Raw genomic sequence first — 20157 nt, 5'->3', positions numbered from 1 at the left:
AGAATTTAAAACCTTTAAAAAACAGTAGATCTGTGAAAACAGATGCAAGCTAGCGAGAAGGCTAGATTAAACTTTTGTATGAGAGTTTGATCCTGGCTCAGGATGAACGCTGGCGGCGTGCTTAACACATGCAAGTCGAACGAAGCTGCCTGGAGGAAGTTTTCGGATGAAATTTAGGTAGACTTAGTGGCGGACGGGTGAGTAACGCGTGGATAACCTGCCTTATACAGGGGGATAACGGAGAGAAATTTCCGCTAAGACCGCATAAGACCACAGCACCGCATGGTGCAGGGGTAAAATATTTATAGGTATAAGATGGATCCGCGTCCGATTAGCTAGTTGGTGAGGTAAAGGCCCACCAAGGCGACGATCGGTAGCCGGCCTGAGAGGGTGAACGGCCACATTGGGACTGAGACACGGCCCAAACTCCTACGGGAGGCAGCAGTGGGGAATATTGGACAATGGGGGAAACCCTGATCCAGCGACGCCGCGTGAGTGAAGAAGTATTTCGGTATGTAAAGCTCTATCAGCAGGGAAGAAAATGACGGTACCTGACTAAGAAGCCCCGGCTAACTACGTGCCAGCAGCCGCGGTAATACGTAGGGGGCAAGCGTTATCCGGATTTACTGGGTGTAAAGGGAGCGCAGACGGCGATGCAAGTCTGAAGTGAAAGGCGTGGGCTCAACCCATGAACTGCTTTGGAAACTGTATAGCTTGAGTGTCGGAGGGGTAAGCGGAATTCCTAGTGTAGCGGTGAAATGCGTAGATATTAGGAGGAACACCGGAGGCGAAGGCGGCTTACTGGACGACAACTGACGTTGAGGCTCGAAGGCGTGGGGAGCAAACAGGATTAGATACCCTGGTAGTCCACGCAGTAAACGATGAATACTTGGTGTCGGTGAGGTAAACTCATCGGTGCCGCAAGCTAACGCATTAAGTATTCCACCTGGGGAGTACGTTCGCAAGAATGAAACTCAAAGGAATTGACGGGGACCCGCACAAGCGGTGGAGCATGTGGTTTAATTCGAAGCAACGCGAAGAACCTTACCAAATCTTGACATACTCTTGAATAGTTTTGTAATGAAGCTAGACCTTCGGGACAAGGGATACAGGTGGTGCATGGTTGTCGTCAGCTCGTGTCGTGAGATGTTGGGTTAAGTCCCGCAACGAGCGCAACCCTTGTCGTCAGTAGCCAGCAGTAAGATGGGCACTCTGACGAGACAGCCGGAGATAATCCGGAGGAAGGTGGGGATGACGTCAAATCATCATGCCCCTTATGATTTGGGCTACACACGTGCTACAATGGCGTAAACAAAGTGAAGCAAAGCCGCGAGGCCAAGCAAATCACAAAAATAACGTCTCAGTTCGGATTGTAGTCTGCAACTCGACTATATGAAGCTGGAATCGCTAGTAATCGCAGATCAGAATGCTGCGGTGAATACGTTCCCGGGTCTTGTACACACCGCCCGTCACACCATGGGAGTCATCAATGCCCGAAGTCAGTGACCTAACCGAAAGGAAGGAGTTGCCGAAGGCAGGGAGGATAACTGGGGTGAAGTCGTAACAAGGTAGCCGTATCGGAAGGTGCGGCTGGATCACCTCCTTTCTAAGGATAAAAGTAGGGGTTGTGAGTACTGTTTAGTTTTACATTATCAAGGATAAAACTAAAAACATAACATTATTGGTGTCGATGCGTCTAGGGGACACACCCGTTCCCATTCCGAACACGATGGTTAAGACCTAGTCGGCCGATGGTACTATACTGGAGACGGTATGGGAGAGTAGGTGGATGCCAATTTATGGGGGTGTAGCTCAGTTGGGAGAGCACCTGCCTTGCAAGCAGGGGGTCAAGAGTTCGAATCTCTCCATCTCCATTGTTAAAGCAAAAGCTTTAACTACAAATGTACCTTGAAAACTGCATACCAAACGAGAAATTATATAAATATTTTATAATTAGACATCCGAGGTATCAATTACATAATGTAATTGATATTTAATAACAAAAATAAATTTTTAAACATAGTGTATGATACACGCTAGTGTCATACATAAACACTAAATCTAAATGATTTAAGAGGTTAAACATAAAGAGCGTAGGGTGGATGCCTAGGCACTGACAGCCGAAGAAAGACGTGACAAGCTGCGAAAAGCTGCGGGGAGAAGCACATATTCAGTGATCCGCAGATGTCTGAATGGGGAAACCCACTTGGAAGAACTCCAAGTATCTGTACGCCAATACATAACGTACAGAGGGGAACCCGGTGAACTGAAACATCTAAGTAGCCGGAGGAAAAGAAAACAACAGTGATTGCGAAAGTAGCGGCGAGCGAAATCGTAAGAGCCCAAACCGTGGTGCGTGCACTGCGGGGTAGAGGACTGCAACACGAGTAAGATATATTACCTGAACCGTTTTGGAAAAGCGGGCCAAAGAGCGTGAGAGCCGTGTAAGGGAAAATATATTGAATCCAGCAGTATCCGGAGTACCACGAGACACGAGAAACCTTGTGGGAAGCAGGGGGGACCACCCCCCAAGGCTAAATACTAGTCAGTGACCGATAGCGTATAGTACTGTGAAGGAAAGGTGAAAAGAACCCCGGGAGGGGAGTGAAAAAGAACCTGAAACCCTATGTTTACAAACTGTGGAACACCGAAAGGTGAACCGCGTACTTTTTGTAGAACGGTCCGGCGAGTTACATGTACAGGCGAGGTTAAGTATTAAAGATACGGAGCCGAAGGGAAACCAAGTCTTAATAGGGCGAATGTAGTCAGTATGTGTAGACCCGAAACCGGGTGATCTATCCATGTCCAGGTTGAAGTTCGCGTAAAAGTGAATGGAGGACCGAACGCACATCCGTTGAAAAGGGTGGCGATGAGGTGTGGATAGGGGAGAAATTCCAATCGAACCCGGAGATAGCTGGTTCTCCTCGAAATAGTTTTAGGACTAGCCTCGTTATTAGTCTACCGGAGGTAGAGCACTGAATTTTTGCGGGGGCGTCAAAGCCTACCAAGAGATATCAAACTCCGAATGCCGGCTAGATGATTGACGGGAGTCAGACTACACGAGATAAGTTGGGTAGTCAAAAGGGAAAGAGCCCAGACCTACGGCTAAGGTCCCAAAGTGTGTGTTAAGTGGAAAAGGATGTGGGATTTCGAAGACAGCTAGGATGTTGGCTTAGAAGCAGCCATACATTAAAAGAGTGCGTAACAGCTCACTAGTCGAGAGGTCCTGCGCCGAAAATGTCCGGGGCTAAACACAACACCGAAGCCTAGGAATGTATATTATACATTGGTAGAGGAGCATTCTTAGAGGCGTAGAAGCCATACCGAAAGGAATGGTGGAGTAATAAGAAGAGAGAATGCCGGAATGAGTAGCGAGAAAGAGGTGAGAATCCTCTTGGCCGAATATCTAAGGTTTCCTGAGTAAAGCTGATCTACTCAGGGTAAGTCGGGGCCTAAGGCAAGGTCGAAAGACGTAGTCGATGGATAACAGGTACAGATTCCTGTACTACATATAATCAGAACTGTGGGGACACGGAGACTAAAACCGAACCCGGGAGGACAAAAACCGGGGCAAGCGAAGTACCTGTATGGGAGGAAAAACCACCATACAAGGGGAAAACGTGATGCGTACCGAAATTTAGTAGGGAAGTCGGTTAGGGAGCCGTCAAGAAAAGCCGCTATTGTGTTATATGTACCCGTACCGCAAACCGACACAGGTAGATGAGGAGAGAACCCTAAGGCCGGCGGGAGAAGCATTGTTAAGGAACTCGGCAAAATGACCCCGTAACTTCGGGAGAAGGGGTGCCACTAGAAATAGTGGTCGCAGAAAAAAGGCTCAAGCAACTGTTTAGCAAAAACACAGGTCTATGCGAAACCGCAAGGTGAAGTATATGGGCTGACGCCTGCCCGGTGCCGGAAGGTTAAGAGGAGAAGTCAGGAAACGAAGCTTTGAATTGAAGCCCCGGTAAACGGCGGCCGTAACTATAACGGTCCTAAGGTAGCGAAATTCCTTGTCGGGTAAGTTCCGACCCGCACGAAAGGCGTAATGATTTGAGCGCTGTCTCAACAATGCACCCGGTGAAATTGAAGTACCAGTGAAGATGCTGGTTACCCGCGCCAGGACGGAAAGACCCCATGGAGCTTTACTCCAGTTTGGTACTGGGATTCGGTAATACTCGTACAGGATAGGTGGGAGACGTAGAAGCATGGACGCCAGTTTATGCAGAGTCGCTGTTGGGATACCACCCCTGTATTGCTGGATTTCTAACCTGCGGCCGTAATCCGGCCGGGGGACAATGCCAGACGGGGAGTTTGACTGGGGCGGTCGCCTCCGAAAGAGTATCGGAGGCGCTCGAAGGTTCCCTCAGAATGGTCGGAAACCATTCAAAGAGTGCAAAGGCAGAAGGGAGCTTGACTGCGACACCGACGGGTGGAGCAGGTACGAAAGTAGGACTTAGTGATCCGGTGGCATAAAGTGGGATTGCCATCGCTCAACGGATAAAAGCTACCCTGGGGATAACAGGCTTATCACTCCCAAGAGTTCACATCGACGGAGTGGTTTGGCACCTCGATGTCGGCTCATCGCATCCTGGGGCTGTAGCAGGTCCCAAGGGTTGGGCTGTTCGCCCATTAAAGCGGTACGCGAGCTGGGTTCAGAACGTCGTGAGACAGTTCGGTCCCTATCCGGCGTGGGCGTAAGATATTTGAGAGGAGCCGTCCTTAGTACGAGAGGACCGGGACGGACTGACCGCTGGTGTACCTGTTGGAGAGTAACTCCATGGCAGGGTAGCTATGTCGGGACGGGATAAACGCTGAAGGCATCTAAGCGTGAAGCCCTCCTCAAGATGGGATATCTCATGTGAAAACAGTAAGACCCCTTGAAGACTACGAGGTAGATAGGGCCAAGATGTAAGTACAGTAATGTATTAAGTTGATGGTTACTAATAGGTCGAGGGTTTAACCAAAAGATAGGAAAAAATTTATAAGAAATGCAGTTTGGTAGGCAGTTTTGAAGGTACATACCTTTATATGGCCCGATGGCTCAGTTGGTTAGAGCGCCGCCCTGTCACGGCGGAGGTCGTCGGTTCGAGTCCGATTCGGGTCGTTACTTAAAGAATTCCAGCCTTTAAGTTTATATATGGGATCTTAGCTCAGCTGGGAGAGCATCTGCCTTACAAGCAGAGGGTCACAGGTTCGAGCCCTGTAGGTCCCATTTGTCTTTGGAAAAAGATGGTATTGACATTATATTAGTCATATGATAGTATAGTGTACATGCCGATATGGCTCAATTGGCAGAGCAGCTGATTTGTAATCAGCAGGTTATCGGTTCGAGTCCGATTATCGGCTTTTACTCTTATGAGTAAAGGTAAAGAACTAAATAAGTTTGGGGGAATTCCCGAGAGGCCAAAGGGGACAGACTGTAAATCTGCTAGCACTGCTTTCGGTGGTTCGAATCCACCTTCCCCCATTGTTCAGTCACTCTTTTTAAGAGTGAGTTTTATTCTGAATATAGTTATCGCGGGGTAGAGCAGTCTGGAAGCTCGTCGGGCTCATAACCCGGAGGCCGCAGGTTCAAATCCTGTCCCCGCAAGTATGCCTTGATAGCTCAGTTGGTAGAGCAGAGGACTGAAAATCCTCGTGTCACTGGTTCGATTCCGGTTCAAGGCATTTATTCTTTTATGGGATACTAGCTCAGGTGGTAGAGCACTTGACTTTTAATCAAGTTGTCCCGGGTTCGAGTCCCGGGTGTCTCACTAGTATAGAATGGCGTATATAGGCTAGAAATGGCTTATATACGCTATTTTTAGCGTGTTTTACAGTATATAAAAGTAATTGTAATAAGCGAGAGTAAATGCAACTTTCTTGTAACTTTAGGGTAAAAATAGGCGTATGAAAATCATAATACAACTTTTTTGCAACCGTGGAAAGCCTTAAATAAAAGGAACTAAAGGAAGTAAGTAAAAGTAAATGCAACTTTTTTACATACTATGGCATAGGTTTTTAAAATATATTTTATGCTTTAAATTAACGCTTGATAATTAACTTAATTTGCTTTATACTTTCTATAAAGTAAAAAGTATTAAGGGAGAAAACACGAAAGAAGGAGGAGGTTTTATGCTAACAACATTTGGTAAGATATGCAGGAAGATAAGAATCGACCAAGGTATATTAATGTATGATATGGCAAAGGAACTGGGCGTGTCATCAGCATTTTTATCAAAGGTTGAGAATGGAAAGTCAAAACCGGTAAGGGAGTGGGCAGAGCGAATCAAAGAATTATATGATCTTGATGAAAATACTTATAGAGAATTAGTAGATGCAATAGAAGAGGCCAGAACTGAGGTTGTTGAAATGATAAGTGCCGGTAATCAGGATGATATGGATATGATTCTAAAGTTTGCAAGACAACTGGGTACAATGAGTGATAGTAAGAAAGAAACTTTCGCAAAGCTGCTGGAAAGAAAGAGAGGTGTTGATGAGTGATATAGCAGTACCACCAATGTCAAAAGATAAGATTAAATATATAGTAAATAAATTCAGGGAAATAATTGGATTTGGTGATGAGCTATACTTTCCAATAGTTCAGTTTTTGGAATACTGTTTATATGAATTAGGGTATCAAATGGAGATAGTGGAAGATCATGAGCTTAATAGGGCTTATGCTGTTACTTACCCAAATGAGAAGTTGCTGAAAATTAGAGAAAGTGTGTATAACGGAGCGGTAAATGATAATCCTAGGGATAGGTTTACTCTGGCACACGAACTGGGACATATAATATTGCATCCAGTTGAGATAATTGGTGATTTAAAACTTGCCAGAACTAATGATATAATTCCGGCATATAGAGACCCGGAGTGGCAAGCAAACACTTTTGCAGGTGAATTGCTAGCACCTAGTAAACTGATAGTAGGAATGGGTAAAAAAGAAATTTCTGAGAGATGTAAAATATCATTACAGGCAGCAGGAATTAGATATTCTGATGTTTCAGGCGAGAGCCTTTTACATAAAAAAAGAGCCACTGTATAGTGACTCAAAGTTAAAGCCGGTAAGCTAAAACTATAATTTTCTTAAGCAACTAAATTATAGCACAGCAAACTGGCCTTGACAATAAAAAGTTGAGGAAAGGAGGGTGCTTTATGTACATTTTCAGAGCATGGATTACCACAAAAAATGGTGATAGAATATATGCTAGAGATTATGGAAAGAGAGCGTTTAGAATTTGGGTAACTAAATAGTTAAATGATAAATGCAAATGGGCAGAGTCGGTATCATCGGCTCTGCTTTTATATATTTACTACAACTTAAATACTTCACTTATAGCAGCAGTTGTATTTTCTTTTTCTTCTATCAAATGATTATATATATCAAGGACCATCTTCTCGGTATCACCCATTAGCGAGGCTATTTTCTTTATACTGATTTTTGGAATTTGGTAGCAGAGGTTGCTGCAGTAGTTATGCCTGAAGATATGACTGGTTAGCCCGGTAATCTCTTCATCTGTTTCAAGATTCATCTTCTTTAAGATTCTTCTCCACATCTTATTAAAACTTGATTTTGTTATTAGCTCATCCCTTGTAGTAAACAGATAATCTGTCTTAAGAGCAGGAATATATTCCTTTAGGTATGATGTAAGCCAATCAGGCATAGGAATTGTTCTATAGCCATTATGAGTTTTTGGAGACTTAATAATAGGGATATTTACATCAAATACAACAGCTCTTTCTACTCTAAGTGTTCCATCTAAAAGATTAATATCTGATTTCATAAGTGCTAGTGCCTCCTCTCTTCTAAGTCCACAGCCATATAGTATAAGTACATAGGCTTTTTCATCAGGAAGAAAATCAGCTGTTTTGATAGCTTGTATTTCATTCTTCGTAAGCGGTCTCTTTTTAGATTTTGTATTTTTCTTTGGAAGGCTTATTCCGGTTGTCAGATCTAAGAGGGCAGTAGGCGGAATAATCTTATCTGATATTGCCGACTTTACTATTTGCTTTATAGTAAGCATTATTTGTTCACAGGTTATAGGCTGCTCACTATTTTTATTTATTAGCATCTGTATATGGAATCGTTGTAAGTCTTGTAATCTGACAGTTGAGAACATAGATAGGTGTTTTTCTATTATGTTCTCATACATCTTCCTGGTATTTAGTTCTCTGATTGCCTTATAAGTGATAAACCAATGCCTTGAGTATTCTAAAACAGAATAATGGCTTGGTTTAACATACTCATTTTCTTTTAATGTACGATTAAATTCAAAAACCTTTTTCTCAAGATCTCCACTTGATTTGGATGAGGATAGCTTATTTCTTTTCTTGGCTCCAGTAGCTGTATATGTTCCGTCCCATACATAAGCGTACCACTTACCATCTTTAGATTGGGTATATTTTGCTTTTGCCATATTGCCCCTTCCTTAATTTTACGCACAAAAATAACAGCCATTGCAAAAACAGCTGCTAATATGGTACAATATAGCTTGTCTAGGGCATATTGTAGTGAGCAGTAGCTTGCAATAGTATGTTTGGCCATCCTGTATTAGCGTACCGGGTGGCTTTTTTATTATCTTTTTTGCTTGTTTTCAAGCTTTTTCTGTTCTTTTTCTATCTGTTTAATACTCTTATCAGGTGTAGGTAAATCCTCCGGCATTGTTCCGCCAAGATCCTTTATAGTATCTCGTACTTTCTTACCTACTTCAAAATGAGTCTGATTTGCATTTGCTTTACCTTGAATATTTTCACGCCTTAACTTAGCTTCAGTTTGTGTAGCTCTAAAAAGATTGGCTGCAAGTTCTTCATAGCCCATGTGATCAAGAATCTGTTGCCCTTTTTTAAGTCCTTTTAGTTTGTGTATATCCGAAGCTTTAAGACCACCATAAAGACCTTGATAACCATAATTTTGAAATATAGCATAATCAAGAGAGCTTTCAACGCCGGCATCTTTTGCAGCAGCTACAAGTTGTTTATTATGCTCTGCCATTTCTTTACGGATAGCAAGTCTCTTCTGATCATCTGTAAGATGCTCATAGTCATCAATTAATTCTTGTTGCCTTGTTTTTACTGCAAAGTAAGTTTGCCCAAGTGCAACAATTTCTTTAGATGGTTCACTGTTCATTACAATAAGATAACAAGCATATCTGCTTAATATGTAACTTGAAACTTTTCGTTTTGCATTTGAGCCTATAGATACCATTTCGGTGGTTTCACCAAAATGGTCATTAAAATCAAAACCGCTATTTTTACACGATTCCATAGCTTTATAGATTGATAGCTCAAAGTTTCTAAAGTCTTTATACTCAAGAACCTTTTGCAACTCCCTTGCATACCAAAATTCCTGTCCATATTCATTTATATGCTTAATACTTTCAAATACTTCTTCTGTATAGTTATTAATCATATTATTATCTCCCCATTTTTATAAATAAAAAATCAAACTTTCCCTCTAAGCTCCCCTTACATCACTCTCGACCTGATTGCAGTCGGCATTGTCGAAATCTCTTCTTAATATGTGCTTTATCTCATGCAATTTGGTCTTTTTAGTTGTATCTGCAGACAAGGCAGGATTAAGTACAACCGTGTAATATCCGTCCTCTTCCATGACAAAGCCTTTGATTTTGGGCGGTATGCTGGGAAGATATACATATCTGCAGTTATCATTAGTCAATCTATACTTTTTAATTTAATCCCTATTTTTTAAATTTATCTATAATTGTCTTTACCATTTCTAAGTCGTCGGCCGATACATATTTCGCAGCGTCGAATAATACCCTGTATTCAGGATTTTTAAAAAGGAACTGTGCAAGTTCTTTGGCATACTCATCTATATAATAGGAGTTATCCTCTTCCTGAGTTCCCTTATTTTCTAATAAATCTGATTTGTTTATGCCGAAGTAGTCCGCTAAGGCCTGAACCTTATCCATTCTAGGCAATTTTATTCCTTTGCACCAAGTTGAAACCGCTGCTTGTGACACATTCAATAGCATAGCGATATCGGCTTGATTTTTCCCGTTAATTTTCAAAAATCTATTTAGATTACGGGCGAATATCCTTCTATAATTTTCGTCTTGCTCCTCGTACTCCCAGCCCATAAGTCGTGCTGGAGTGGTTTCTAGTATCTTTGCCAAGGGTTCTAATGTCCCTACAGGCAAATTTTCAATTTCATTACTTTCATATCTATAAACTGTTGCTCTATTTTTACCTAGTTTTTCAGCGACTTCATCAACTGATAAACCTAATTCCATTCTTCTTTGCTTTATTCTTTCTCCTATCGTCATTTACGGAACTCCTTTTATATTAGGATAGAGTAATTATATAACTTTATTTGCAAATATGCACCACTAAAAACTTGTAAAATAAAAAATCGCATATTACGCAAAAAATGTGTGACAAAAAATAAATAAGATTTATTATAAACTTGTCGTATAAATGCGATAAAAAGGAAATAGAGCTATGAATGTTAATAAGCTAAAGGGAAAGATTGTAGAGAATGGTCTAAATGTCTCACAATTAGCCTCTTACATTGGTATAGACAGAACAACCCTGTATAGAAAGCTTACTTCAAACGGTGATACGTTAACAATAAGCGAAGCTGAGAAAATATCAAAGGTCTTAAATCTATCAATGGAAGATGTGAATGCAATTTTTTTGCTGATTTTGTAGCATGATATGCGAATTTAAAAAGGAGTTGATACAAATGGATATCTTAGTAAAGATAGAAGTCAATGAGAGTTTAGAGCCCGTGGTAAGTGGCATAGAGTTGCACAAGGCCTTGGGAGTGGAAACACCTTACATGAAGTGGCTTCCGAGAATGGCAGAGTATGGGTTCACATAGTGGCAGGATTTCAACTCAGACAAATTTGTCCAAGTTCAAAACGAAGGCGATAGAGAAGTTAGTATAGAGCTTATCGACCACCTAATCAAGCTTGATATGGCAAAAGAAATCTGTATGATTCAGAGGACTGAGAGAGGTAAGCAGGCAAGACAGTATTTTATTCAGGTAGAGAAAGATTACAATTCTCCAGAAAAGATTATGGCAAGGGCATTGAGGATAGCAGAGCAGGAGCTTAGTAGGCTAAGACTTGAAAGCAAAATAAAAGACCAGCAGATAGCAGAATTACAGCCTAAAGCTACATACTACGATTTGATACCACAGTGGCTTGCCCGCTATGTTTACCTTTTGTGGGCAAAGTTATGATAGATGATGTATGGAGCGGTGGAAAGGCTACAGACGGACCTTATATGCTATTAAGCTCAGCCATGCAAGATGGGCTTTACCATCCCAACTGTAAAGATAGCCACAGTACATATTTTCCTATACTTGACGATAATCCTGAGGCTAGGTTTTCAAGAAGAGAGCTGAATGGGATTAAGGAAGATTATAGACTGGATCAGCTTGTAAATTATGCTGATAGACAGGTAAAGAAATATACAAGGCTATCTGAAAACTCACTGGGTAGTGAAAATGCAGATAGTTATAGAAAAAAGTCAAAGAATGGAAAAGTAAATTATATAGGTTTATAGATAAGACAACTGCAAGGAGTTTTTCGATCAATCAATTACCTACAGGTTATAGAGATGAAATACTAAGCATAATAGAAAGTGTACACCCTATAATTAAAGACATGATAAAACGCAATATGTATAGAATTACTTTTGCTAATTATGAAATATTAGGAGGTGCTTTTTACAATAATCAAGGTATTTTTGTGAATTTAAGCAAGGATTCAATGAACAGATTAGGTAAATTCAAGTCCACATTCCATGAACTGGAACATTATATAGACGACTTAGAATCATTGACTGATGGAAGTAAATACTTTGAACAGGCGCTATATAATGACTTTCACAATCTTGAAAAAAGTATACGGAATGGGTATAATCTGAATCAAGAAGAAGCATACAAATTTATAAGTTCTCATCTAATAATGGAAGGTAATCGTATAGGAGGTATACAGCCCTACGGGGAAAAGGCCGGTGCAACTCCGACTTACTTTCCTATAATTAAAATGGAGGTTTAGAGACACTTAGTATAGGTGTCTCTTTTGTCATACTTTTTATTAAATGCGACCAAAGCAAAGGCTGAGCTGCGGATCGGGATAAAAAAGATGAAGGTTAAATGGCTTGGTAAAACAGATTTTTTGGTATTAACAAATAACAAGATTTATGATGTAATATCTATAGAGCGTGGTTGGTATAGAATCATAGATGATTCAGGTGACGATTATTTGTATCCTCCTGATATGTTTGAAATCGTTGAGGAAGATAAATAATATGATGGGAAAGTAATTCTTACGGAGGTTTGTATATCATAATGAAAACTTTTTTACTTAAAAATGATAAAAACAGGATTTATTTTCAGAATCACGAGAGAATTTCGGCGGAAGAAGAACTGAAAAAATTACAAAGTATTTTAAAAAAGAAAAATATCAGTATCGGTAGAAAGCACGAAACACCATTGGATGATTTGTATGATTGCGAAATAGACGGAAATCCTTTTACTATTGTAAGAACTGAAGAGGAAACTTTTTTATATGCAGAATGCACGGATACCATTGAGAAGCTGTTAAAGATATTTGAGTAAAGTAAGAAAAAATGGCAGACAAGATCAGCATTGAAGGAATAGCCTATATTGTAGAAAGAATAGTAGAAAGAGCAAGGGAAGCAGCTGTAGAATCAAGAGGTGATAGAAAAGACTCGTTTAAAGATGGAAGAGCATTGGCATACTATGAAGTCTTGGATATTTTAAGAACAGAATTTGATGTTCGAGAAGTAAGCTTAGATAGGATCGGATTAGACTTTGATTTGGAGCGAGAACTACTTTAATACTATTTTATAGCAAATTATTGGTATATATCGAGGTGAAATAATGATAAATAAAAGTGAAGAAGAAATGCAAAAAGAATCTTATCAAGCTTATTTAGATAGGTTATCTATGCCGGGATGCCCTGTTAAATTATCGGATGAAGAAGTTGAAAAACTGATAAAAGAGGGGCGTATAAAACCGCTGTATGAAGTATAAAAGGGATTAGAACCGTTTATTGATTCAAATCCCTTTCTATATTTAAGTTGTATGATTATTCTTACCCCAAGGCAGCCTTGTCGTGCCTGATTCTATTATTTTATCAAAGAAATTATTTACATATTCCTTGCGTTTACTTAAATCAGTGTTCTCCAATACCTTGTCTACAAAACTGTTGAATTTACCTGCATCCTTGTTTATATCATCAACATACTCAAAGTTTGTTCTTATACAGTTCCAGTTGAGTATATCATGCTGTAGGAAAGCAATATTATCGGCTTTTACCACTTTTATATTTTTTGTATTGTTAAAAATCATGCCAACCACACAAAAGTCGGGAACTATTTTGATTATTTTATTCTTTATAGCATTCATTATATCGGTATTGATTACTTCATCACAAAGGTCTGGTCCGTCATTATTATAGATGGTTGTAATTCTATCCCTAAATAGTTCATCACACATTGCACAGGAGTAGATTGCAAGATTACCGCCCTTACTATGTCCTCCAACTATAAAATCTGTATTCGGATGACGAGAAATAACATGCTTTAGAAAATCCAGTGCAAATTTCTGAGCCGGAATAACTGAAAAACTCATCATAAAGTCTTCTTTCCAAGCAACAATACTGTCATCGGTTCCTCTGAATGCAATATACATCTGACTGTCGTCATACATAAATCCGGTTGACGAAAATTGATATTTTTTCTCATGATAGAGATCTATATAATCAAGGATCATAACCTTACCGAATCTCTCGGAAGTTGCCAGAGCATTCAAAAAATCAGAATTTATTTCACTCATATAACCGTAGTGATAATCATGAGTAATTAGATATCTGCAGGCATCTGCAAGAGAAACGCCTATTGAGTTTATTTCATTTTGTAAGTCTTTTAAGTCAAGATAGGAGAATAATGAAAAAACCGCATTATCAAGTTCATTAAAAGGAGAAACATCAAAAGATAAATCTCCACGCCATTTTATATAGTCAATGATATTTGCCATTATAACCTCCTTTTGTAAATACAGTATGTATGGCTGCAGAAAATATTGTTACTTAGATATACAATAATATAAAAGCAATTGATTGTAAACATAGATAAAGTGAAGTAAGTATTAAAAATAATTAATAAAGAAATAGAACAGTGTAGAAGATGAAAAGACTGTATATTCTGATTTAACAGGACATACAGTCTTTAAAGCGTATTACATATACTACTTAGTAGAGTTACATGTTTTAAGGATGACATATTTGACAAGGTGTATATCCTTTGGAAATAGCCTCATCTCTTGTTCCGCTAAAAGGTATCTTATTATGTTCCCTCATCTTTTGTACTGCAGTACAGTTTGAATAATGGAATACATGGCTGTTTTTATTTAATATATAATCAGTAGCTCTGTTATTTACAACAGTTCCTGTATTTGAACTGTTATTAGAAGCTGAAGTTGATGTATTCTGAGTATTTGATTTTGAGCTGCCTGTAGACTGTGAAGCCGGGATATATGCACCGTCTGCACCCACCTGATATCCGTCTACAACAGTATTTGTCAGCATTGCACCGGTAGAACCGAGATAATAGTTGCCAAGCCATTGATTAGATAGCATATAACCATTCTCATTAAAATAATACCATGATCCGTCTATCTGCTCCCAAATAGATTTAGGAAAGCTTTTATCGTCTCTTTCGTACCACCAGCCTACATTATCCTGTTTCCATGTTCCTGCAAATACAGGCATTGCAAGAATTGTACTGATAGCAAGAGTGGATAATGCCAAATAAAATCTTTTTTCATACTAGCTCCTTAAAATATAAATATAAATTTAATTATTAATTAATATTATATAACGTTTGCAAAAGCTGTCAACTTATATCTTATACTATGAATATAAGTTTCAGTAAAAGTTTTTGTTGGCAAATAATAAAAACTTTTATATAATGGTTAATGTATAAATAGTTTACGGGATGTGGTGCAGTTTGGTAGCACACTTGACTGGGGGTCAAGAGGTCGCAAGTTCAAGTCTTGTCATTCCGATATTAAAATGGCTTAAACATGTATGACACTTGTTTAAGCCATTTACAGCATTAGGGAGGAGCTTGCAGAAGAAAAAATAGGGATTCGCATGTTATTACCTGAAGAAATTGAACAGCTTAAAAAAGAAGGACGTCTAAAGCCGCTTTATGAAGTCTGATAAAAGTCCCTCGAGTACATACATTCACATAAACCTTAAATGAAAATTAATTTGTATAAATTTTAATATATGATAAAATGAACCTAAAGTAGATATAAAAAGCAAGCATAGTAGAGAGGAGAAAAGATATGAGTAGAAAGAATGATTTTTATTTATATTTCTGGGGAGGACTTATCATGCTGGTAGTAGGTTTGTTCTTCTTATCACAAAAGGTAACTGTGACAAATTCCTTCTGGGGCGGCGGCATTAGACTGATGGGTATGCACATCAGTTCAGGTTTGGTGATAGTACCGTTTATCTTTTCTTTAGTTTGGATGTTTATAAGACCGAATAAAGGTTCAAAGATTGCTATGGTGCTAAGTGTACTTTTGATTATAGCAAGTCTCATTCAGTCGACCAGGTTTTATATTCAGTATCTGACCCTCTTTGATTGGGTAGTGATGCTGGTACTTATTTTTGGAGGTGCGGCGTTTATAGCAAAGAGCATGCTTATTAAATTCTAAAATTAAACTTTAAAGATAAAAGAGCAGGTGACTTAGAAAAGTCCCTGCTCTTTATTGTTAGGGCAAGGCCCTGTTCTCGCAAGAGAACAAATAAACCGCCTGCTATGCGGGTGGTTGAAATAGCTTTAGCGTTATGTAAAAAAACCCCCAAATTTGATATAATATTAAAGGTTCGCCAACCAATAAATATATCAAAGGGGGTATCCAAATGGATAATAGTAGTTTATCACATACATCATGGAATTGTAAGTATAATATAGTATTTGCGACAAAATACAGGAGAAAAATAATATATGGAGAATTAAAACAGGACATAGCAAATATATTAAGTATGCTATGCAAAAGAAAAGAAGTACATATAGTAGAAGCAGAAGTATGTCCTGATCATATACATATGTTGGTAGAAATTCCACCTAAAATGAGTGTGTCAGATTTTGTAGGGTATTTAAAAGGGAAAAGTACATTAATGATATTTGAAAGACACGCAAACTTAAAATATAAGTATGGAAATAGGCATTTTTGGTGTAGGGGATATTACGTAGATACAGTAGGAAAAAATGCAAAAAAGATAGAAGAGTATATAAGGAACCAGTTAAATGAAGATATGGTGTATGATCAGATGAGTATGAAAGAATATATAGACCCGTTTACGGAGTTATAGAATTAAGAAGAACACTTCATCACTATTTGAGTGAAAGATGTTTTGCTTAATTCTTTTTTATTGGAGAATTTGAGTGAAAGGAGGTAATCGTGAGAAGTTATGAGAAAATAACCGCCTTGTATGAAAGGTTAAGCCGAGATGATGAACTACAAGGTGAGAGTAAGTCTATCATGAATCAGAAGAAAATCTTGGAAGAATACGCAAAGAAAAATCATTTGGAGAACATCGTTCATTTTACCGATGACGGAATCAGCGGGACGCAGTTCGATCGTCCGGGATTTATGGCAATGATGAACGGAGTCAATCAAGGAAATATCGGTTGTATCATCGTAAAGGATATGAGTAGACTTGGCAGAGATTACCTCAAAGTCGGTCAATGTATGGAGATATTAAGACAAAAGGGAGTAAGACTCATTGCCATAAACGACAATGTAGACAGCTTTTACAAAGACGATGATTTCACTCCTTTCCGAAACATTATGAACGAGTGGTATGCGAGAGATACCTCAAGGAAAATCAAGTCCACATTCAAAGCGAAAGGAGAAAGCGGAAAACACACAGGAAGCAGTCCACCCTATGGATATATCAAAGACAAAGACGATAAAAATCAGTGGATTATTGACGAAAAAGCAGCAGAGGTTGTCCGAAGAATATTTCATCTGACAATGGACGGAAAAGGACCCTATGCCATCGCAAGGATATTGGAAGCCGACAAGGTAGATATACCCGCCTATCATCAGCAGAAATTGGGATATGGACTGCATCAAAGCAAAGTGTTTGAATATCCATATCGTTGGTGTAGTTCCACGATTGCAAGTATCTTAAAAAAACAAGAATACTTAGGGCATACGGTCAACTTCAAAACAAGAAAGCATTTCAAAGATAAGAAAAGCAAATATGTATCTGAAGATAACTGGCTCATCTTTGAAAACACCCACAAGCCGATTATTGACCAAGAAACCTTTGATAATGTGCAGAGAATACGAGGAAATGTCAAACGGTATCCAGATGGTTGGGGCGAATATCACCTCCTTACAGGACTGATGTATTGTGCCGATTGTGGCAGTAAAATGTATGTTCACAGAACGAGCAACTACAAGAATATCCCCTATTATACTTGCAGTGCCTACACGAAAGTACCTTGTGGAATACTTTGCCCATCTGCTCACAGGATAAAAGCGGAAGTAGTCTTAAATCTCATTCAAAGCAACCTACAAGACATTAAGAAAATCCTTGATGAAGATAACGAAACCTTTCTCCATTCCATTCAAAACGAAATGGAAGAAAGCGAGAAAATGGAAATGGAAAAGAAAAAGACAAGGCTCACAGATAGTAAAAACAGGCTTCAGGAATTGGAACGCTTAATGTGTCGAATATACGAAGATATGATACTGGAGAAGATACCGAACACCCGATATGAAATCTTAAACAATCAGTATGAAACCGAGCAAAGGGAACTTAGAAAAGAAATCGATGGGTTGGAAAAAACCATCAAGCGATACGAAAAAGAAACAGACAGAGCCAAGAAGTTTATCCGATTGATCGAACGCTATGATAACTTTGATGAACTGACACCGACCATCATCAACGAGTTTGTAGAAAAAATCTTAGTCCACGAACGAGATCGAAAAGGCAGTCAAACCTCCAATCAGAAAGTCGAAATCTACTTCAACTTTATCGGCAACTATGAACCGTCGAAAGAAGAATTTAAGGGAGGAGGAAGAAAAAGAACGAGTAAGAAAAGACAGGCTTCATCAAAACTATTTGAAACGTAAAGCAAACGGCAAGCAAAAAGAATATGAGGACAGATATAAGGAGCAAAGAGAAAAACTTAAACAGGAGAAACTGAAAACACTGAAAAAAAGCGGAATACCACTAAGTGAATATAAGAGGATAGAAAAAAATTATCCTGCATAGATATTTCCTTTCATTGACTACTATAAAATGTAGTGATATAATTTATAGTAGTTTTTTATGGAGGAGAAAATATGTCAGCAATAGATTTGATTGTTTTAGGAATGATTAAAGAAAAAGAACAAAGTGCTTATGAATTACAAAAAAATGTGGAGTATCGAAATATTTCTAAATGGATCAAGGTAAGCACACCGTCCATTTATAAGAAAGTTGTTCAGTTGGAAGAAAAAGGCTATATCAAGGGAAATGTGTCAAAAGAGGGAAATATGCCCGAAAAGTCCATCTATCATATCACAGAGAAAGGAAATAAATACTTTCTTGAGTTGATGAAGAAAATTTCCGCTCAAATGATAAATATATTTTTGGATTTTAATGCTGTCATCATCAATTTGGAAATGGTATCTTCGTATGAACGAAAGGAACTGACAGAAAATATCGAGTGTCAAATTAGGGAATTTCAAAAAGCGGTATCAGGGTTGGAGAAAGAGAGGACGGATATTCCGTTTACGGGCAAGACTATTTTAAAACAACAAGTATTGTTATCAGAAGCATTGAATAAGTGGATTGAGAACTTTAGAGAATTGTATTTAGAGGAATAAAAAATGGCAAATAAAGATGAGGATAAAGAAACCCTGAAGGAATTAAGAAAAATAACAAAGAACAAAGAAAACTGGGGAGGAGTGATTGATGATGTTGCAAATAAACTAAATGAAAATCATTCTGTTATTGTAAAAGCAAAAATCTTGTGGCTTCTTGGAGAAATGGGATTAAATTATCCGAAGCAAGTAGAAGCATATATTATAGATATTGCCTTTTGTTTAGAGGACGAGCATCCAAAAATCAGGGAGCGTGCGGTTAATGCTTTAGGAAGAATAGGCAGAGCAGATAAAAACTTGATTATCCCTTATTTAGATAAAATAATGAAAATGAGAAAAGATCAAGCAGACGATGTTAGGCTTGCTTTTGTTTGGGCTTGTGAAAATATTGCAACCAACGCTCCTGAATTATTTTGCGAAAGAATGGATCTGTTTTATAAGATGATACAAGATAAATGTGTGCGAGTGCGGATAGAAGCACCGGAAATGTTTCGAGTAATGGGAAAGAGAAAACCGCAGTATATAAAACCTTATTTAGAAAAATTACAATGGTTTGCATATAATGACACACACCCTGTTGTTCGTATTCATAGTGCTGGTGCAATACGGATTACCAAAAGAACATTAAAGGAGAGTGAAGACAATGCCAAAGATGACTAAAGGCGGAAAATATATTTTTGGTTGGTCGAGGATAAGAGTAAATGGAGAACTGATCTTTCCTAGAATGGCGGTAGATGAATATAATTTACAAGAAGAAACCTATATTTATATTGTTTCCGGTAGCAAGCAGACAGGGGGATTTTGTGTAATGACAGACCCCTTACTTTCTCATTCAAAACTCAAAAATATATTAAAAGAAAATTCAAGTTTAGCAGACCGAAGTTTGAGCGAGGGAGAGTTGATTGCTTACAAAGGAAGAAAATACGGTTGGCTTGCACTAAAAGAAAATACGGTATACCTTTCAGATGATTTGATGAAGATGTTAGAAATAAAAGTCGGGGATAAACTCTTAGCTATTCGTAGCAGTGATATTGCTTTTACAATGGGTGTAAAGGGAAGATTGATAGAGAAAGCGAACGGCTATCGAGGAATTATTGAAGAATTTTGAGTAAGAAAATTACAAGGAGGTTGAAATAAAATGATATTTTGAAATAATAAAAAATAACAGGTTAATTTTAATAGAAAACTTTTTTTGATACGAGAGGACTGTTTACGCCAAAGTGTAGAAGTCCTCCTTTTTCTATTCTCAAAAACCAAAATCAGAGAACAGGAAAAGGAGG

22 protein-coding genes, 9 tRNA genes, 3 rRNA genes and 1 pseudogene are annotated in these 20157 nt (G+C 38.6%); 29 read left to right on the top strand and 6 right to left on the bottom strand.

Annotated elements, in window-relative coordinates; all coding sequences use genetic code 11:
- Positions 1-74 precede the first annotated feature (74 nt).
- The 13 genes from EHV10_RS13155 to EHV10_RS13095 all read left to right on the top strand — a co-directional run bounded on the left by EHV10_RS13155 (position 75) and on the right by EHV10_RS13095 (position 7027).
- Positions 75-1606, top strand: a 16S ribosomal RNA gene (locus EHV10_RS13155).
- A gap of 74 nt (positions 1607-1680) precedes the next feature.
- Positions 1681-1798, top strand: a 5S ribosomal RNA gene (gene rrf / locus EHV10_RS13150).
- A gap of 3 nt (positions 1799-1801) precedes the next feature.
- A tRNA-Ala gene (locus EHV10_RS13145) sits at positions 1802-1874 on the top strand.
- 202 nt (positions 1875-2076) lie between these two features.
- A 23S ribosomal RNA gene (locus EHV10_RS13140) occupies positions 2077-4964 on the top strand.
- The 16S, 23S and 5S rRNA genes sit together here with 8 tRNA genes alongside, the layout of an rRNA operon.
- 66 nt (positions 4965-5030) lie before the next feature.
- A tRNA-Asp gene (locus EHV10_RS13135) sits at positions 5031-5104 on the top strand.
- A 35-nt stretch (positions 5105-5139) separates the two neighbouring features.
- Positions 5140-5212, top strand: a tRNA-Val gene (locus EHV10_RS13130).
- A 61-nt stretch (positions 5213-5273) separates the two neighbouring features.
- Positions 5274-5346, top strand: a tRNA-Thr gene (locus tag EHV10_RS13125).
- A gap of 39 nt (positions 5347-5385) precedes the next feature.
- Positions 5386-5467 (top strand) — tRNA-Tyr (locus EHV10_RS13120).
- A 49-nt stretch (positions 5468-5516) separates the two neighbouring features.
- Positions 5517-5590, top strand: a tRNA-Met gene (locus EHV10_RS13115).
- 4 nt (positions 5591-5594) lie between these two features.
- Positions 5595-5667 (top strand) — tRNA-Phe (locus tag EHV10_RS13110).
- A 13-nt stretch (positions 5668-5680) separates the two neighbouring features.
- A tRNA-Lys gene (locus tag EHV10_RS13105) sits at positions 5681-5753 on the top strand.
- Positions 5754-6114: 361 nt separating this feature from the next.
- Positions 6115-6483 (top strand): helix-turn-helix domain-containing protein, encoded by a 369-nt coding sequence (locus EHV10_RS13100; protein ID WP_128675040.1) that lies wholly within the window; start codon positions 6115-6117, stop codon positions 6481-6483.
- On the top strand, positions 6476-7027 hold the full coding sequence (locus EHV10_RS13095) for an ImmA/IrrE family metallo-endopeptidase (protein ID WP_128675039.1): 552 nt from the start codon (positions 6476-6478) through the stop codon (positions 7025-7027). The genes EHV10_RS13100 and EHV10_RS13095 overlap by 8 nt, the downstream gene beginning before the upstream one ends.
- A 268-nt stretch (positions 7028-7295) precedes the next feature.
- On the opposite strand, the gene EHV10_RS13090 is transcribed toward EHV10_RS13095, so the two are convergent.
- From EHV10_RS13090 to EHV10_RS14570, 4 genes are all read right to left on the bottom strand, one after another.
- Positions 7296-8399 (bottom strand): tyrosine-type recombinase/integrase, encoded by a 1104-nt coding sequence (locus tag EHV10_RS13090; RefSeq protein WP_128675038.1) that lies wholly within the window; start codon positions 8397-8399, stop codon positions 7296-7298.
- 158 nt (positions 8400-8557) lie between these two features.
- Positions 8558-9391, bottom strand: coding sequence for a DNA damage-inducible protein D (gene dinD, locus EHV10_RS13085; protein ID WP_128675037.1), 834 nt, complete (start codon positions 9389-9391; stop codon positions 8558-8560).
- 45 nt (positions 9392-9436) lie between these two features.
- Positions 9437-9658, bottom strand: a complete 222-nt coding sequence (locus EHV10_RS13080; RefSeq protein ID WP_128675036.1) for a hypothetical protein — start codon at positions 9656-9658, stop codon at positions 9437-9439.
- 22 nt (positions 9659-9680) lie between these two features.
- The gene (locus tag EHV10_RS14570; RefSeq protein WP_158609923.1) at positions 9681-10268 is read right to left on the bottom strand and encodes a helix-turn-helix transcriptional regulator; all 588 of its coding nucleotides are present in this window, start codon (positions 10266-10268) and stop codon (positions 9681-9683) included.
- A 175-nt stretch (positions 10269-10443) separates the two neighbouring features.
- On the opposite strand from EHV10_RS14570, the gene EHV10_RS13070 reads away from it, so the two are divergent.
- From EHV10_RS13070 to EHV10_RS14565, 9 genes are all read left to right on the top strand, one after another.
- A complete protein-coding gene (locus EHV10_RS13070; RefSeq protein ID WP_128675035.1) occupies positions 10444-10653 on the top strand; it encodes a helix-turn-helix domain-containing protein in 210 nt (69 codons plus the stop codon).
- Between the two features lie 34 nt (positions 10654-10687).
- Complete coding sequence (locus EHV10_RS15270) at positions 10688-10825, top strand: hypothetical protein (protein WP_330508558.1); 138 nt, start codon at positions 10688-10690, stop codon at positions 10823-10825.
- A 114-nt stretch (positions 10826-10939) separates the two neighbouring features.
- On the top strand, positions 10940-11188 hold the full coding sequence (locus EHV10_RS15165; protein ID WP_243116152.1) for a hypothetical protein: 249 nt from the start codon (positions 10940-10942) through the stop codon (positions 11186-11188).
- On the top strand, positions 11185-11514 hold the full coding sequence (locus tag EHV10_RS13060; protein WP_128675034.1) for a hypothetical protein: 330 nt from the start codon (positions 11185-11187) through the stop codon (positions 11512-11514). Before EHV10_RS15165 ends, EHV10_RS13060 begins: the two co-directional genes overlap by 4 nt.
- A 206-nt stretch (positions 11515-11720) precedes the next feature.
- On the top strand, positions 11721-12011 hold the full coding sequence (locus EHV10_RS13055; RefSeq protein ID WP_128675033.1) for a hypothetical protein: 291 nt from the start codon (positions 11721-11723) through the stop codon (positions 12009-12011).
- Between the two features lie 87 nt (positions 12012-12098).
- Positions 12099-12263 (top strand): hypothetical protein, encoded by a 165-nt coding sequence (locus EHV10_RS14665; RefSeq protein WP_167456734.1) that lies wholly within the window; start codon positions 12099-12101, stop codon positions 12261-12263.
- Positions 12264-12304: 41 nt separating this feature from the next.
- Positions 12305-12574, top strand: a complete 270-nt coding sequence (locus tag EHV10_RS14775; protein WP_128675032.1) for a hypothetical protein — start codon at positions 12305-12307, stop codon at positions 12572-12574.
- Between the two features lie 11 nt (positions 12575-12585).
- The gene (locus tag EHV10_RS13045; protein WP_128675031.1) at positions 12586-12816 is read left to right on the top strand and encodes a transposase; all 231 of its coding nucleotides are present in this window, start codon (positions 12586-12588) and stop codon (positions 12814-12816) included.
- A 43-nt stretch (positions 12817-12859) separates the two neighbouring features.
- Positions 12860-13012, top strand: a complete 153-nt coding sequence (locus tag EHV10_RS14565; protein WP_158609922.1) for a hypothetical protein — start codon at positions 12860-12862, stop codon at positions 13010-13012.
- A gap of 42 nt (positions 13013-13054) precedes the next feature.
- On the opposite strand, the gene EHV10_RS13040 is transcribed toward EHV10_RS14565, so the two are convergent.
- Together EHV10_RS13040 and EHV10_RS13035 are read right to left on the bottom strand one after the other, a co-directional pair.
- Positions 13055-14017 (bottom strand): Mbeg1-like protein, encoded by a 963-nt coding sequence (locus EHV10_RS13040; RefSeq protein ID WP_128675030.1) that lies wholly within the window; start codon positions 14015-14017, stop codon positions 13055-13057.
- A 232-nt stretch (positions 14018-14249) separates the two neighbouring features.
- The gene (locus EHV10_RS13035; RefSeq protein ID WP_243116143.1) at positions 14250-14789 is read right to left on the bottom strand and encodes a hypothetical protein; all 540 of its coding nucleotides are present in this window, start codon (positions 14787-14789) and stop codon (positions 14250-14252) included.
- Positions 14790-14972: 183 nt separating this feature from the next.
- On the opposite strand from EHV10_RS13035, the gene EHV10_RS13030 reads away from it, so the two are divergent.
- From EHV10_RS13030 to EHV10_RS13000, 7 genes and pseudogenes are all read left to right on the top strand, one after another.
- Positions 14973-15046: transfer RNA gene (locus EHV10_RS13030), tRNA-Pro, on the top strand.
- A 285-nt stretch (positions 15047-15331) separates the two neighbouring features.
- Positions 15332-15706, top strand: coding sequence for a hypothetical protein (locus EHV10_RS13025; RefSeq protein ID WP_009664220.1), 375 nt, complete (start codon positions 15332-15334; stop codon positions 15704-15706).
- 208 nt (positions 15707-15914) lie between these two features.
- Positions 15915-16367 carry an IS200/IS605 family transposase gene (gene tnpA / locus EHV10_RS13020; protein WP_128675029.1) on the top strand — a complete coding sequence of 151 codons (453 nt, stop codon included), beginning with the start codon at positions 15915-15917 and terminating at the stop codon, positions 16365-16367.
- Between the two features lie 89 nt (positions 16368-16456).
- Positions 16457-18284 (top strand): annotated as a pseudogene (locus EHV10_RS13015) (DUF4368 domain-containing protein).
- A gap of 71 nt (positions 18285-18355) precedes the next feature.
- Entirely contained in the window at positions 18356-18880 is a 525-nt protein-coding gene (locus tag EHV10_RS13010; protein WP_128675028.1) for a PadR family transcriptional regulator, read from the top strand.
- 3 nt (positions 18881-18883) lie between these two features.
- Positions 18884-19537, top strand: coding sequence for a HEAT repeat domain-containing protein (locus EHV10_RS13005; RefSeq protein WP_128675027.1), 654 nt, complete (start codon positions 18884-18886; stop codon positions 19535-19537).
- Complete coding sequence (locus tag EHV10_RS13000) at positions 19521-19985, top strand: hypothetical protein (RefSeq protein WP_128675026.1); 465 nt, start codon at positions 19521-19523, stop codon at positions 19983-19985. The genes EHV10_RS13005 and EHV10_RS13000 overlap by 17 nt, the downstream gene beginning before the upstream one ends.
- The last annotated feature ends 172 nt before the right edge of the window (positions 19986-20157 follow it).

The organism is Lachnoanaerobaculum gingivalis, assembly GCF_003862475.1.
Lineage (GTDB): Bacteria > Bacillota > Clostridia > Lachnospirales > Lachnospiraceae > Lachnoanaerobaculum > Lachnoanaerobaculum gingivalis.
The sequence above is the reverse complement of the archived record's forward strand: the minus strand, read 5'-3'. Positions and strand labels throughout refer to the sequence as shown.